The 15,629-nt window shown below is 53.5% G+C and carries 14 protein-coding genes; 9 read left to right on the top strand and 5 right to left on the bottom strand.

The features are described 5' to 3' along the window. Positions 1–11: 11 nt before the first annotated feature. From fliF to Pla52nx_RS19985, 9 genes are read left to right on the top strand one after another with little or no spacing between them, the layout of a single operon-like run. Entirely contained in the window at positions 12–1,538 is a 1,527-nt protein-coding gene (fliF, locus tag Pla52nx_RS20025) for a flagellar basal-body MS-ring/collar protein FliF (RefSeq protein ID WP_197454657.1), read from the top strand. A gap of 15 nt (positions 1,539–1,553) precedes the next feature. Next, complete coding sequence (locus tag Pla52nx_RS20020; protein WP_197454658.1) at positions 1,554–2,579, top strand: FliG C-terminal domain-containing protein; 1,026 nt, start codon at positions 1,554–1,556, stop codon at positions 2,577–2,579. Positions 2,580–2,581: 2 nt separating this feature from the next. After that, the gene (locus tag Pla52nx_RS20015; protein ID WP_146520552.1) at positions 2,582–3,109 is read left to right on the top strand and encodes a FliH/SctL family protein; all 528 of its coding nucleotides are present in this window, start codon (positions 2,582–2,584) and stop codon (positions 3,107–3,109) included. Next, positions 3,106–4,404 (top strand): FliI/YscN family ATPase, encoded by a 1,299-nt coding sequence (locus Pla52nx_RS20010; RefSeq protein WP_146520553.1) that lies wholly within the window; start codon positions 3,106–3,108, stop codon positions 4,402–4,404. Before Pla52nx_RS20015 ends, Pla52nx_RS20010 begins: the two co-directional genes overlap by 4 nt. After that, positions 4,401–4,835: a hypothetical protein gene (locus Pla52nx_RS20005; RefSeq protein WP_146520554.1), complete on the top strand. Its 435-nt coding sequence runs from the start codon at positions 4,401–4,403 to the stop codon at positions 4,833–4,835. The genes Pla52nx_RS20010 and Pla52nx_RS20005 overlap by 4 nt, the downstream gene beginning before the upstream one ends. Before the next feature lie 3 nt (positions 4,836–4,838). Further along, positions 4,839–5,564: a hypothetical protein gene (locus tag Pla52nx_RS20000; RefSeq protein ID WP_146520555.1), complete on the top strand. Its 726-nt coding sequence runs from the start codon at positions 4,839–4,841 to the stop codon at positions 5,562–5,564. A 9-nt stretch (positions 5,565–5,573) separates the two neighbouring features. Beyond that, positions 5,574–5,843, top strand: coding sequence for a flagellar biosynthetic protein FliQ (locus Pla52nx_RS19995; RefSeq protein WP_146520556.1), 270 nt, complete (start codon positions 5,574–5,576; stop codon positions 5,841–5,843). After that, positions 5,840–6,622: a flagellar biosynthetic protein FliR gene (locus Pla52nx_RS19990; protein ID WP_146520557.1), complete on the top strand. Its 783-nt coding sequence runs from the start codon at positions 5,840–5,842 to the stop codon at positions 6,620–6,622. Before Pla52nx_RS19995 ends, Pla52nx_RS19990 begins: the two co-directional genes overlap by 4 nt. Then, positions 6,615–7,682, top strand: a complete 1,068-nt coding sequence (locus tag Pla52nx_RS19985) for an EscU/YscU/HrcU family type III secretion system export apparatus switch protein (RefSeq protein WP_146520558.1) — start codon at positions 6,615–6,617, stop codon at positions 7,680–7,682. Before Pla52nx_RS19990 ends, Pla52nx_RS19985 begins: the two co-directional genes overlap by 8 nt. A 358-nt stretch (positions 7,683–8,040) precedes the next feature. Here the strand turns inward: Pla52nx_RS19985 and Pla52nx_RS19980 are convergent, their stop codons facing one another. The 5 genes from Pla52nx_RS19980 to Pla52nx_RS19960 form a co-directional block, all read right to left on the bottom strand. Continuing rightward, on the bottom strand, positions 8,041–9,504 hold the full coding sequence (locus tag Pla52nx_RS19980; RefSeq protein ID WP_146520559.1) for a sensor domain-containing diguanylate cyclase: 1,464 nt from the start codon (positions 9,502–9,504) through the stop codon (positions 8,041–8,043). Positions 9,505–9,653: 149 nt separating this feature from the next. Further along, complete coding sequence (locus Pla52nx_RS19975) at positions 9,654–10,457, bottom strand: CBS domain-containing protein (protein ID WP_231742031.1); 804 nt, start codon at positions 10,455–10,457, stop codon at positions 9,654–9,656. A gap of 184 nt (positions 10,458–10,641) precedes the next feature. Beyond that, positions 10,642–12,147, bottom strand: a complete 1,506-nt coding sequence (locus Pla52nx_RS19970) for a TonB-dependent receptor (protein ID WP_231742032.1) — start codon at positions 12,145–12,147, stop codon at positions 10,642–10,644. A gap of 68 nt (positions 12,148–12,215) precedes the next feature. Beyond that, on the bottom strand, positions 12,216–13,496 hold the full coding sequence (locus Pla52nx_RS19965; protein WP_146520561.1) for a Na+/H+ antiporter NhaA: 1,281 nt from the start codon (positions 13,494–13,496) through the stop codon (positions 12,216–12,218). A 717-nt stretch (positions 13,497–14,213) separates the two neighbouring features. Then, positions 14,214–15,614: an FAD:protein FMN transferase gene (locus Pla52nx_RS19960; RefSeq protein ID WP_231742033.1), complete on the bottom strand. Its 1,401-nt coding sequence runs from the start codon at positions 15,612–15,614 to the stop codon at positions 14,214–14,216. Positions 15,615–15,629 lie beyond the last annotated feature (15 nt).

Here is a 15,629-nt window from a genome sequence, read left to right as displayed (position 1 = left end):
TGAATCCAACTGTGAAAACCCTCAAACCATTCATCGACGCCGTCCTCAACATCTGGCAGGAAAACTCACCTGCCGGGCGGGTGGGGATTCTGTTGCTGGCGGGGATCTGCGCCATCGCGATCGCGGGTGTTGGCTATTGGTCCGTCCAACCCAGTTACGTCGTTCTGGTAAGCGAATCAGAGGGCGAAAAGGTTGATCGAGTCATTGATGCATTGGATAAAGCAGGAATCGAATACCAACTGTCTGGCGCCGGGGGCAACTTGCTGGTTGACAAAAGGGATTACGCAAAGGCAAAGCTGTTGGCAAGAGGGACGGGAGTTGCTACTGCCGATGACATGATGAGCGGCAGCCTCGGAGGCGCATTTGGCAGCCCCACCGAACGTCGTAATCTCGCTCGCATCCAAAAGCAAAACCAACTTGCCGCCACCATCAAGAAGATGAATGTCGTCGAAAACGCCGACGTCCATCTCAACCTCCCAGAGAAGGGACCCTTTGAACGCCGAACGTCTACGCCTACCGCCAGCGTTCTGCTGACGCTCCGCAACGGTGAACGACTGAGTGAACAGCAAGCCGAGTCGATCGCTTCCTTTGTTGCTTTCGCCGTGGAGGACTTGCGACCCGAGGCAGTGCAGATCACTGACAAGGATGGACGAAACTATACGATTCCTGACGAGGGAACCAAGCAGATCAGCAATCAAGTCGAGTACATCGCAGAAGCGGAAAGCAAGCTGGCCAGGAAGGCCGAGGAGCAACTCTTTCATTTCCTCGGGCACGGAAACGCAAGTGTTCAAGTGAGCTTGGACTACACCTTCACAAATGGCTCAACGACCATCACCAAGTACGATCCTGACGGAAAGGTTGCCTCACAGGAAGACCTGATTTCGGAGTCGACCACCAATTCCGAAGAGCCGCCGACGGGTGCTGCGGGCGTTGCGTCAAACCTGCAGTCGCGACGCAAAGGCTCTGCAAGCGTCCTAAGCAAAACTGAAAACATCAAGACGAGCTACCTAGTCCCCAAAACCGAAGAGACGCAAGCAAACGTAACGCCAACACGGAATCTGATGACCGTCAGCGTGATCGTAAACTCAGGTGCGCCTGGCTTAAAATCAGAGGACGGTACGCTGTTGGCGGGACTGGATCAAAAGGTCACGTCGATTGTCAAGAATGCCGTCGGTTTTCGGGAAGACACAGACGCGATCTCCGTGGAATTGCTGCCGTTTCCTTCCTCAAGTCCAGACACCGAAATCGCCCTTGCGCCATTCGATTGGCAGAACCTGACATCACTGGTTGAGAAAGCATCCCTCGCAATTGCAGCGGTTTTTGCGTTTGTCATGGGATTCCTGCTGCTCAAACGTATTCGTCCGATCACAGAGTCGGGGGCCGATGTTGCCCAACCACAGTTGGATCGCGAACGTTTAGAGAATGTTAGCCAGCTATCTCAACTCGTGAAAGAAAATCCGGAGGTGTTTGAGAGAATCGTAAAGGCGTGGTCGGGCGCCGAGAAAGAAGAGTCCAATCCCCAGCGGAAGGCCGCTTAACGCTGGGAGATGACGATGACCATGTTAACGCGTTCGGAACGACTGGCCTTGCTGGTCAACCTGTTGGGCGACGAAGCCGCTGCGTCTGCCAAGGCCGGGCTCTCGGGTGATGCATTGGCCAACTTGGAGAATGCCATCACCGACTTTCAGCAATACCCACCCAGTCAGGAGGAGATCGACCTCGTACTGGACGACTTCTCTAGCTACTTTCAGATGGCGTTGCAGGCTTCCGGGCGTTCTGGATTGAAAGGCGGCGACGCCGAGGATGATTCCCTTGAGGATGATGATGACGCGCCAGCTATTTTGCAGTTGTCGGAGGACCAGTTCGACGTCGAGGTGGAACTGAACAAGCGTTTTGACGCACCAAAGTTGACCGGAAACCTGATCGTTGACCTCAATCATGTGCACCCGTACCAGCTCGCCCATGGGCTTAGAAATGAACGACCACAAGTGATTGCGATTGTGGTACGGCGACTGGCGGATGAACATGCGGCGAAGACGATCGAGTTTCTGCCAGAGACGCTTCGTCCTTTGATTTTCTTGCAACTGGCCAACCAGGACTCTACAAGTTCGCGCGTCACACAATGTGTGCTCGAAAAGGCCTTGGAGTTGGCGTTGGATGTCAAGGAGCGGCGTTCGGAAGAAGACTCGGCGGAAAAGATGGCACGCTTGATGCGATCCATGCCCCGATCACTACAAGGGCCCATGCTGGAAGAACTGGCCAAGAGCGACGAAGAATTAGCGGAACAAGTCAAAGGGTTGTTGTATCGATTCGATGACCTCAAAAAATTGGAGGCGCGAGATCTGCAAAAATTGCTTGGGCAATGTCAAACCGATGTCTTGGTGGTTGCTTTGCAAAACGTCGAAGAAGACTTGCTCAATCACGTTTTGGGGAACATGTCCAAGCGTGCCAAAGAGGCATTGCAAGAGGAAATGCAATACAAAGCCAATGCAAAGCAAGATGAGATTGATTCCGGTCGTTCCGAAGTCGTAAAGATTCTGATCGAACTGGTGGAGTCCGGCGCGGTGGAGATGGCATAAAGATGAATCACTTTTCCATCCCATTGGATCGTGTGCTCAGGAACGTTACCTCACGAGATGGCTTCCAGATCCATGTGTCGCATGTGGAGAAAACACCAGAGCCAATTTCAACCGATGAGGTCCTCCAGTCACTGCAGACTTCCCTCGAAAGAATCAGTCAATTGGAAAGACTGATCGCGAGCAGGCTCATTTCCCTCAACGAATCAGTGTTAGAAACCGCTGTTCAGGTTGCACGTTCGGTACTCAATGGAAGCGACGAGCTGATCGAGCAACGTGTCACCCAGTACGTCAAGAGGGGTGTTGACGCGCTGCCACCCAAGATTGATGCGACGGTGTATGTGTCTCCTGACTGCCTAAGCGCTGTTCAAGACTGGGTGCGGGACGAAGAAATAACGCGGGTAAGCGTTTTGGCGGACAAATCCGTCGGGGCAGGCGATGTGCGTGTTGAAACCGATCACAGCGGGCTTCTGCTAGAGCTTGACAGCTATCTGCACGAGGTCTTTGAAATCAACTCCGTAGGCTCTCCATGATCCAAACACCTCCTGCGTCACAGTGGATTCGGACTTGCGGACGTCTGGTGAGCGTCGAAGGCCGGATATGCGCGAGGATCGATGCGGGGATTGGCGATCTCCTCCAAATTGAATCTCAAGGTGATCGTCGTGTCCTGGCGGAGGTGATTGGCTTTAGCGATGACTTAGTTCAGGTCATGCCGTTCGAGGCCGGTCAGCATTTTCGACGCAACGATCTGATCGTCTCAACCGGCTCTCGAATGCGGTTCCCCGTCGGTATGGGCATGTTGGGACGAGTCGTCAACGCTTTTGGAATGCCGATCGATGGTGGTCCGCCACTCACCGGGATTCCGAGAACGACGATGGAGCTCAAGTCACCGGATCCGCTGACTCGTCCAAACATCGTGGAACCATTTTCGACGGGTATTCGCGCGATCGACGGGATGTTGACGATGGGAAAAGGTCAGCGTGTCGGTCTGTTCGCTGGCAGCGGGGTTGGAAAAAGCACGCTTCTGGGCGAGATCGCAAAGCAGGCCGAGTCTGATATCAATGTCGTCGCACTCATAGGTGAGCGGGGACGAGAGGTTCGCCCTTTTATCGAGCAGAGTTTAGGACCTGCAGGATTGGCAAAATCGATCGTGATCGTATCGACCTCGGACGAACCACCGCTCGCCAGAATCCGTGCCAGCGAAGCAGCTATCGTGATCGCAGGATGGTTTCGAGAGCAAGGTAAGAACGTTCTCTTGATGCTCGACAGTTTGACACGTCTGTCACATGCACAACGAGAACTGGGGCTCCTGTTGGGTGAACCACCTACATCACGTGGATACACCCCCAGCGTTTTTCAGAAGATGGCCCAATTGCTAGAGCAACTCGGGGCGAGTGACAAAGGCACCATCACGGGACTTTTGACGGTTCTCGTTGACGGTGACGACATGAATGATCCAGTTGCGGATTCCGCGCGATCAATCCTGGATGGCCATATCGTGTTGAGTCGAGATCTCGCTCACCAAAACCACTATCCGGCGATCGATGTGTTGGCAAGTGTTAGCCGATTGTTCAACGAAGTGACATCCAAAGAGCATCAAAACCATGTCACCAACGCTCGAAAAATCATGGCTCGCTTTCGAGACGTCAACGATCTCATCCAGATCGGTGCCTACAAGAGAGGCATTGTCCCTGCATCGGATCAAGCCGTAGAAAAGATTCCTGCAGTCAATCGCTTTCTGCAACAACCGCTCAACAACGCAAGTGACTTCACCACAACCATCCAACAACTCTCGGCTCTGAATCAATTTATCGGAGCCGTCCAGTGAGTGCACTACGCGAGAAACTCAGGCAGGTACAGCGGCTTCGTTCCCTCGAACAGAATACGCTCGATGCTACATCGGCCGAGCTTTCGTTTGCAGAATCTGCCCTGCAACGCATTCGCAGCGAACAGGACTCTCTGGAGAAGCAGATTCGTGACCTGACGCTGTTGCACACTCAACCCTCCATCACCGAGCTGCAGCAACTGATGTGTTTCGGGGTACAACTGCAAGAACGCCTCGCTGCGATCGGACAGGATGTCGATAAAGCTATTGAGGTTCGTGACGAAGTGTTGGCGAGAGTGATCCAGCAAAAGTCCAAAGTTCGTGGCTTGGAGACCTTCATCGATCGACTGCGCGTGGACATTGACATCGCACACGAACGCATACAATCGGCTGAGGCGGATGACCGGTATTTGCAAGCACGCAAGGGAAACTGATCTATGAAAACCATCATTGCGGCAGCCATCACATGCATCGGTCTGTTTGGCCTCTCACTGGGTGTTTCAAACTATCTGCTAAAGAAGTCAGATGTCGATGAAACCAAGCTGGTCGACGGTGATCCAGCAGCAGCGACAACCGAGGACGAAAGCAAGTTGGATGTTCAAGCTGTACCGGTTTCGTTTCGGCCCGAGGAAGCGGTCTCGGTGGAAGCTGTCGTGCAGATGAGTGATTCCATTCGGCGAATGGAACAGCAGTTGGTTCAGCGAGAACAGCGGGTCGCGAAAGACGAGAATCGAGTCGCCTTACTGCTCAACGACCTACAGACAGAGCAGGAGGAGCTTCGGGCATTCAGCGAAGGCATTGACGCGAAGGTGGAGCTGTTGCAGCGTTTGAGTGGCACCATCGAGTCTCAGTTGGCTGACTTGGAAGATAAGAGAGCTGAATTGAAAGCGATGGAGAAGGCTGCGGGTGAGGACCCACAGTCCAAGCAGGAGGATCTGGACAACAAAGTCAACGACGTCAAGAGCTGGTTTGCCGGTCTGGAAGCGGAACAGGCAGCCGACTACCTCAAGGAATTTGCAAACAACGGCAAGCTTGAGTTTGCGGCGTCACTACTTGACAAGATGCCCGATCGGCAAAAATCCAAGATCCTGGGCGCAATGAGCGACCCGGTGCTTGTCGATCAACTCATTGATTCGCTTTCCAGCCGACCGAGCAAGAAATAGGAGAACACGATGGAACTGGTAGACGTTGTCGCTCTGGGACAAGATTTCTTCTTGATGGCACTGCTGTTGTGCGCCCCGGTTGTTGGTGTCAGTCTCGTGATCGGCTTGGTCGTAAGCATCGGCCAGACGGTCACGAGCGTTCAAGAACAGACGTTGTCGTTTGCGCCGCGGATTGTCGCGGTAGCATTTGTGATGATGCTGATGGCCAATTGGTATCTGACCACGCTGCAAAACTACACGCTCAATGTATTCGCAAACATGATCGAATTCCTTAGATGATTGCCCCCGAAACTCTCGTAGCGTTCATGCTGGTGCTGGCGCGGGTCTCGGCGTTTATCGCGTTCTTTCCCTTGTTCAGCCAGAAACAGCTCCCCAATCTCGTGAAGGTTGGTTTGTCGGCTGCATTGGCGATCTTTTGGATCGGCGAGGTGGAGGTGCACAGCTTGCCCGCAGATGGTGTCGATAGCTTGAGCGTCTGGAGTCTTTCGTTTCTCACTTTCAAAGAAGCAAGCATCGGAGTTGCCTTAGCGATCGCGATGGGCCTCTTTTTCTGGCCTGCCAAGGTTGCCGGCTCTTACGTGGGGCAAGAACTAGGGCTTTCGCTCGCGTCGATCAGCGATCCTGGCAGCCAAGACGGATCGACGTTGGTTTCGCGACTGTTTGAAACGTTTGCCGTCCTCCTTTTCTTCGTCGGCAACGTTCACCATTTCATTATTTTGGTCCTGCATGTTTCATTCAATCGTCTTTCAACCGATACAGGGCTCAACGCGATACCGACAGAGTCATTAGTATCGCTGCTGAGCAATGTCTGTGGTGAAGGGCTGCTGATTGCCGGTCCGGTACTGATACTCTCGATGCTGATGACACTCATCCTGGCAGCGCTCAACCGCGCCGCACCGGCACTGAACTTGTTTTCGGTCGGCATGTCCATGCGATCAGGGCTGGGCGTTCTCTGCTTGGCCGTCTTTTGTCCCGTGTTTCTGGCCGCAGCGAACACGCACATGGGACGTGTGCGTGAGAATATCGAAGATCTACTGATGCAACTGTTCCATGGCTGACACGCAAGATCGGGATCAGAAAACAGAAAACGCCACACCGCACCGATTGCTAAAATCGCGTGAGGAGGGTCAGATTGGTTTCAGCTCAGAGTTGATGGCCGGAATCATGATGGCGACGGCTGTTGCCTTGATTTGGGGTTTTGGACGCTCGTTCTTTGAGACCCTGATGGCGTCCATGGCGCATCGCCTTAGCGATTTTGAAGCCGTGATCGTCGAGCCACGATTGATGGTGGCTGGGGTGATCACGGACTCCAAGATCGTGGGTTTGGCTTGCCTGGGTTTTGTCGTTCCGATTGGTGTCGTTGCGCTGTTATGCGGGTTGATGCAGACTCAGTTCAACCTTAGCCTCAAGCCGTTGGGCCTGAACTGGGGCAAGTTGAGCGTAACCGCAGGGTTTGGCCGCATTTTTTCGAGTAAGTCGCTGGTCCGCGGCGCTCTTTCCATTCTGAAGGCGACGATGATCCTGGTGATCATTCTTTGGATCGCGAGATCAAAGATGACCATGATTGCGTTGTCAAGCTACGGTAGCTTTCGCGAAATGATTTGCGTGATGGCCGAAGTGTTGCTCTATGCGGCGACTGGAGTCGCTGCGCTGCTGCTTGCCGTCGGAATCATCGATCTTGGATATCAAAAGTGGAAACATCTGCAGGAAATCATGATGAGCCGCCAAGACATCAAGGACGAGAACAAGGATCAGGAAGGTGATCCGCTGATGAAAGCTCGGGTTCGCCGGATTCAAGCAGAGATGAGTCGCAAACGCATGCTGGCGGACGTTCCCAAGGCAACGGTGGTGATCACCAACCCGACGCACTATGCCGTGGCCATCAGTTACGACCGGGAGACCATGGAAACACCCATCGTTGTTGCCAAAGGTGCTGATTTCCTCGCCAAGAAGATCATTGAAGTGGCGAAGCAAAACGGTGTTGCGGTGATCGAGCGAAAGCCGGTCGCACGGTTTCTCTATGCGAACACCGATGTCGGATCCGCCATCCCATTCTCGCTGTACCATGCGGTGGCGGAGATTCTTAATATCGTCAATCGAGTCGGCAAGAGTGCCTGATCTCGTCACGATCTGCAGACGACTGAGAAACGCTTTTTTCCTAATGCTGCGATTTTGAATTGACCTTGATTGGAATCGATGCAAATACCAGCACGAGGCGCAAGCGAGTGAACAAAACGCCGTGAATCACTCGCTTGCGCTCCGTGCTGGTATCAAAGCTCAACTCGCGATCTTGGCACTAGGCGCGGATTATTCATCAGCCGGCACGCGATAGCGTCCGGTTCCCGAGTATAGGTGCAAGAACCGGACGCTATCGCGTGGCGGCTGATATGCGCAGACTGTTTTCGTGCCAATCCGCGCAAGTCGTTTCGTGCAAACGTATTGCGATGACCGTATTGAGTCGCGTGAATAATCCGGGCTAGGTCGCCGCCGACAGAGTGGTTACATCGTCGATGAACATTTGATTGCGACCGTTGACCTTTGCCTTGTACAGAAGCTTGTCTGCATGATTGAAGAGCGTCTCTACCGATTGGACATTGGCTTTGTCCGCCCAGCATGCGCCCGAGCTTGCGGTGATTTTCAAACTATGTACGTCGGTTTCGATCTGCAGATCTTGAATCGCGGTGAGGAATCGATTGGCAACGGCTTTGATCGAATTAAATTCGCAGTTGTGAATGACGGCGACAAACTCTTCCCCGCCGTATCGGTACACGGAGTCGCCTTTTCGACAGTTGGTGGCCAGACATCTGCCGACGGCCCTCAATACGTCATCACCAGCAGCGTGGCCGTAGGTATCGTTGACAGATTTGAAGTGATCGATATCGATCACGACGACTCCGATGGACATCTGATTTCGACGGTGATGCTCGAACGCCGCCGAGACTTCGATATTGTACGCTGCACGATTCTTGAGATTTGTTAGAACGTCGATCATCACCCTTTCCTCCAACTCTTTTCTCTCAATGGTCATCCGCTGAATTTCGGAGTCCATACCAAGCGAGATCTTCATCATCGAGTCTTTGGCACGCTCCTCCAACTCTTGTAGAGAGCCGTATGCGATCGAGTCGAAATTGAACAGGCTCTCGTAACCGGTCCATTGTGCGACCATCTCGTCAAAAAGCTCACGGAATCCGACATCGTCGATTTGGGCGAGCGTCAGCGCGTCAGTTTTTGCCTGGGCCAACTGGGCTTCACTGACATCCGTCGACAAGAGCAGTGCGGCAAGCGTTTGGCCGAGGGCAAGTCGGGTTGATTCTGGATTCAGTTGTTCTGGATTGAAATCACCGATCGTTTGAGCCATGGCGGATGGGAAGTTCCATTTCTCAAGAAGTTTTCCGCCGACTTCGAAGCGATTGGTCCCGAAGACTGAGTTTTCCATTTCGATCGTGATCTCGGACATCGCTTTACCGTCGGCAAGCAATTCAGTTAGTTTTTGTGGGGATGTCACTCCCATTCCGACCATACCGATATTCAATACGAGTCCCAGCAAGAACTCTTCGTCGCCGCTTTGTCCACTGCGACGTCCGAGACATTTTGCTGCAACGGCAGTGGCCAGCGACGATCGCCAGAAATCATCGAAGTCAAAATCTGACTTGCTTTGAGTGTCCATCAACGAGAAAGATAACGACAGAAGTCGAAGCGTGCGTAGGCCAAGCACCATCACTGCTTGTGGGACACTTGCGATCTTTCGCTTTGACCCCACCATGGGTGAGTTGCAATAAGCAATCAATCTGGCGGACAGACGCGGATCAGCACTGAGCACCTTGGTCAGCTCGTCAACGTTGACGTCCGGCTGCGACACCAAGTCAAGCAATCGGATGGCGACGGAGGGTGGTGACGGAATTCGATCGTTTTGAAGGATTTCTTGGACGTATTGGTTCATGTTTGTAAAACTTATCGCTGGTTTGATGCCGTTATCATGTTGCGACGAACTCTTTTGCCCGGTTTGTTGTCACATTGCCGAAATCTAGGACACCACTAGTGAAAACGGTTCGAAACTGCTCTGAAGCGATCAAATGGGGGACATCCCTACTATGCGGATGTGGATAGTTGGGGAGTGTTTGGAGCAACTGGTGGAGCAGGGCGATCATTCGACGTACCAGAGACGTCGCTGCGATGCAAACTGATTTCCAGAAGTAGACATTGCAAGACCATCAGCAGGTCGGAGGTCGAAACAACACCCACCAGCAACCCATTCTTGACAACAGGTAGACAAGAAATCCGATTCTCCAACAAGACTGTCAAGGCAATGTGGACTTCCATCGTTGGAGTTGCGACACGAGGTTTGTTCGTCATCACATCGGATACTTTCTCCCCCGGTTTGCACGCGATGTCTTTGAGACTGACAACGCCTTTCAAGTGGCCCTCGGCGTCGGTGACCATGCACCGACGGAATCCCTGCTCTTTCAGCTTCTCCAACGCGACTTCCTTGGGAGTATCGGGATCAACGGAAAAGATGTCACGAGACATGTACGTCTCGACCATCGCGTGGCCCTGCAGGACGGCCTCCCACGTACCTTCCAATCGCGTCAGAATTTCATTTCGTTTGGCGAGCACCTTTTGCAAGGCCGGTGTTCGTTGCACCAATACCGATGGTGCGACACGCTTCTCCGTTTCTTCATCCCGTTTCTTGGCTATCAACCGGCGGAATTGCAGCAGCGTCATCGAAACAAGTGCCACAAACAGGGCGCATAATGCCAAGTTTTCGTAGATCGGATCGACGATGAAGTGCGTTTGTCTTTGACCTCGGGGCAGTGACTCCTTTGTCGCACTCGATACACCTGCAACTGAGTCACTCTGCATCTGGGAGCCGATGCTGGAGAATTGCTGGTTCATCGCAAGGCCAAAGTGCCGATATCCGATCAGCGCAATGACTATGATTGCACCGATGCAGAGAGCGGTTTCAACCGTCGCAGTCCCAGCAGGATGTGTGTTTGAACGTCGTTTTGAGAGCAGGGTTTGTTCGTCAGACATCTAACAGCGTATGGGAGTATGGAAGTAGGAGAGGACTGAGTGATCGTCAGGAGGTGAGCATGGCAGAGCTAGACGCCGAACTGCCTAGACCGATTCCCTGAGGTACCATGGGGTTGGCGCCGTCCTCCTGAGGCCGATATCCGAAATAGCGTTTTGTTTTGATGATCTCGGCGACGGCATCAGGAACCATCGTTTCCCATCTCCTGTCACCCTCCTTGATCCTCTGCAATACGTCACGAGAAAAGATTTCAAGGCAGGATTCGTCGATCCCGCAGAGTCCATTGATCACGCCACGGTCCTGCAAGTAGCCGTAGAGCTGTTGCAATTTGGGATCGATTGCTAGGTTGTCGACTGTGACAAGCTCCCCGGATTCTCGATCCAGCAGTGGATAACAGTAAATTCTCAGTCCGTTTTTAAAGAGCCTGCCAAAGGCCTCTAGAATTCCGCCTTCCAGTTCGGCGTAGTACTTTTCATCAAAGAGTTGAACCAGACTGCCTGCGCCCATCGTGATCGCGATGTTCTGATTGGTGTAACGCGACAGATAGTCTGCGAGCCGATAGTATTCGAAATAGTCCGAGATCAGAACCGGCATGCCACAGGCGGACAGGACGTCGGCGCGGGCCAAAAAGTCACGAAGATCGATTTTTCCGTCTGTCCTAAGATTGCTCATGGTCAATTCCATGACTTGGACGATCTGCTTTCCTGCGTTGCCCGGCACCTCTGAGAACGCATCGTTAGCGCAGCGCAGCATATCCATATTGACTTTGCAGACTGGACGAAAGCTTCCTCGTTCCACCAAGATGGGTTTTTTGTAAAAGAACTCAGAGGGCTGCAGTACGGTTCCATCGCTTGCGAACATGGCGGCGCCCGAAAGCCCCAGTTCGACGAGTTTGAGACTCATCAATCGACTATCCACATTGCGGAACGCAATTCCCGAGAACTCGATCATGTCGATTTCGATTCGAGAGGTGGAAAGACCGTCCAACAGGGATGCGATCAGCTCCTCAGGTTCGTGATGAAGTGCAAATGCGCCGTGGACCAAGTTGACGCCGACAATTCCAAGGGCTTCCTGTTGCAACGCGGCTTCGACATCCAGCATCCGTACATGCAATATGATCTGGCTGTCTTGATCGCGTGGGTGCGTCTGGAATTTGATTCCCATCCACCCATGACATTCGTTGGTTCCACGGAAATTACGTGCCGAAACGGTGTCCGCGAATGCAAAGAATGCGGTGGTGTCGCCGCGAACGTCACGAAGACGGTCGAGATTCAGTTTGTGCTCATAGTCGAGCATCGCCTCCAATCGCTCACGGCACACATAGCGGGATGCTTTGCCGTAGATGGCATCGCTGACGGCCATGTCGTAGGCCGACATGCTTTTTGCAATCGTTCCGGCACCACCGCCGACGCGAAAGAACCAACGGACGACCTCCTGGCCGGCCCCAATTTCAGCAAACGTGCCGTAATAGCGTGGGTCCAGGTTAACCGCCAATGCTTTTTGACGTGTATCGATGGACTCTCGAATTCGGGGTTGATTGATTGAGTTGAGCATGTTTCTTTCGGATTGAATGGTGATCGAACGCAAGTGCATGTGCACTTGCGAGTTTTGCAATTGGGAGATCAGTGCGTTGCGCCGACTTTGGATTGCCCGAAAGCGCTCTTGGCCTTTTTCGGACCGAAGACCACTGGGCGAATTCCCAGCAAGATCGCGGAGCCGAATGCAGTGATTGGAGCCAAGAAGCTGAGCAGAGCTCCCATTTTGACTGAGTCTTGAATGGGGCCTGGCGTTGGGAAGGCGGCCGTTGAGACAAACAGAGCGACTGTGAATCCAAGGCTTGCAACACATCCCATGACGATGACGTGTCGGACATTCATGCCGCTGGGGAGTTCCAAACTTAAGAACTTCATCGCAGCCAAAGTGAAGAGCGTGATCCCAAGCGGCTTGCCCAGGAAGAGTCCCATCGTGACCAGCCATGTTCCCGTTCCAAATGATGACAGGACGACGCCTGCATTGACCAACGCGAACAAGCCGAGAATCAACTCGACAGGATTCTTCCACCAATGCTCAAATTCATTCAGTGCGTCACTGTGACCTTCATCATCGGCAAACAGTCCCGTGTCTTTGAGGGCGTGAGGAAGTGTTGGAATGATCGGCACGAGCCCCAATGCGGCGTGGATCCCTGCCATGTAAAAGGAGAACCAACTCATCACGCCGGGGATCATCAGGTACCACCAGAAACTCTTCACGTCATATCGCTTCATCGTCAATCCGATACCGACGGCTACTGCGGTTAGCAGTAACCAGACAAATTGAGTTTCAGCCATCGGATAGAAAACGGCAAGGATCGCTAGGCCGATCGCGTCATCAGCGATTGCCAACAACAGTAAGAATGAAATTGCGGGGTGCCCCGTACCGAAAATGAGCTTCGCAATCAGGTAACTGAATGCAATGTCTGTTGCACAGGGAATCGCCCATCCGTCGCCCAGCTCTCGAAACTGGCCGAACGCCAGTGCCCCGATCAGGTAAATCGCTGCCGGGCCGATCACTCCTCCCAACGTTCCGATCAGTGGAGTCGCGGCTTTGCGAAGGTTGGAAAGTGATCCGCCCGGCAAGATCGCTTCCCAAACCTCCTTGGCCGCGATGGCAAAAAACAGTGCCATCAGAATGTCATTGACGAGGAAATGGACGGTAAAGCCGCCATGGTGCCCGTCGGTTGAGTCGTGCCCGCCCCCAATCAACGCGTGGAGATCAAAGTGGACGAAGTGACTGTAGGAGGTGTGTCCCCAGGAGGCATCCAGATTGGCCCATATCAGCGCGACGACTGAACCCAAGACTAGAAAAATCGAGTTTTCGTAGAGGAAGTTGCGTAGCTTGTTGTCGCCGTTTTTTTCTTTACTCATTCTGGTCAGCCCGTGTATTCATTCTCTTTGCGGATCGGCCGTTGCGCTATGGGAGCGCAATCAAGCGAAGTTCTGTTGCGTAACGGTAGGACGCAGAACCCGCCGTGAGATGAATCAGCGGCAAGCGCAGCTGAAACGAGGGACAACCCTCAGGTAGAAACGGAACCTAGCCCGGACTATTCATCAGCCGCAACGCGATAGCGTCCGGTTCCCGAAGAAAGGCGTAAGAACCGGACGCTATCGCGTGGCGGCTGATATGCGCAGTCTGTTTTCGCGCCAATTTTCGCAAGTCGTTCCACGCATACGTGTTGCGATGACTATCGTGAGCCAGCGTGAATCATCCGCCAGTGGTCTGTTACTACTTAATGCTGTGTTGAGGCCGTAGCGAGAGTCGTGCGTGACTTTCGGTGATCTGCAACTACTGCCGAAACTCTTGACGAGTTTCGCTACCCTAAGAATTTGCTGTAACGGATCACTAGATGCAGGTCAGACTGATGCGCAAGTCGGCACAATGCGTATCGTGTGTGTGGGGGCGGATGGTGGTGTTCGTTTTCGACTTGGAAAGTCGAACGACAATTGTCGCTCGACTTTCCAAGTCGATAGCGTGTCCTGTCGAGCGTTTTGCCTGTTGCGAACGTTGACTTGCGCTGTTTGCTTTTTAGACCCACTCGCCAAAACACTTTGAACGAGTCGCTCTCGCGTCTCGGAGCGACGCGGCTATGTGTTTGAGGCCTCGGATTTGGACTGCATCTTTTCGCGCAGTTCTTTGCAGGCGTCCGATGGATTGCTGCACAAGGAACAACTGGTCGCGCCATTCTCATCGGTCTTGTTGGCCAGTCCGCCACACGAACCGCTGATGGACTTGCCACCGAACAGCACGCCCACGGCCATTGCGATCAATACGATGCTGAAGACGACAAAGGTCAACGCGGCGATCGGCAGAATGCTTTGCAGCATGGTTTGTTGCGGGGGCTGCTGCGGAGACCCCGAACCCGAATCTGATTGGACCTGAGGAACGTACTGAGCTAGTGACCCGGTTCCGGTCATTTCAAATCCGTTCTCTGTACGAGCGATGAGCAGCGTGCTCAGTCCCTCCTGTTTGGCAAGCTTCATGCCGGACTGTTGCCCGACTACGTTCAACGCGGTCGCCCAAGCATCAGCGGCCATGCAACTATCAGCAATCACGGTCACCGATGCCAGGGAATGTTCGATGGGCTGTCCGGTCCGAGGATCGATCGTGTGTGAAATCCGTTTTCCATCGACTTCGTAATAGTTTCGGTAGTCTCCAGATGTGGCCATCGATTCATCAGCGCCCTCGTCGGTGCTCATCGCATGAGCCAGCATCGGTGTTTCGCGAACGCTGTCGGGTAGCTGGATGCCGACTTGCCATACGTCTGCGTCCTTAGAGCCACTGGTACGAACTTCCCCACCGATCTCAACAAAGAAATCATGGATGCCTTTCTCCTCCAGAATTCTTGCCACACGGTCCACGCCGTGTCCTTTCGCGATCGCCGACAGGTCGACTTGGAGCGATGCAATGTTTTTCTTCAACGCGGGTGGATCCAAGCGGACAGACAGTTTCTGGTAGCCGATCGATTTCATCAGCGATGCGATTTCATCAGACGTCGGGGGTGTGCCCGTGCGCTCGGCGGGACCGAAACTCCAGGCGTTGACCAATGGGCCAACGGTGACATCAAAAGCACCATCGGTCTTGGCAGAAACCGCTTGAGCAAAATCAACGACGTCGGCGAAGTCTTGGCTGACTGGAAACCAGTCGGTCGAGTCTGAGACGTTGAACTTGCTGATCTCGGAGGACCGCAGATAGGTCGACATCTGGTCGTTGACGCGTCTCAGTTCCGCGTCGACGGAAAAGCGAATCTCATCGTCGGGTACGTCCGCGTGCCCGAAGATCTTGACCATGTAGCTGGTGCCCATGGTCGCGCCGCGAAACTCTCGCAACTGACTTTCGGGCGCTGTGGTTTGAGTTTCTGCCGGAGTCTCAGGCTGAGTCGCTTCTTGTGCCGCAACCGATGATCCGTTGAGGGCACCAAGTGCGAGGGTGTAGAAAAGAACGCAGCCGAACCACCGGCTGAGAATGCGGGCGGTTCGGCTGTGCATGTGCGAATTCATTGT

The sequence above is a fragment of the Stieleria varia genome (assembly GCF_038443385.1).
Taxonomy (GTDB): Bacteria; Planctomycetota; Planctomycetia; order Pirellulales; family Pirellulaceae; genus Stieleria; species Stieleria varia.
Note: the sequence above shows the minus strand (reverse complement) of the source record. Positions and strands in the feature narration are given on the sequence as shown.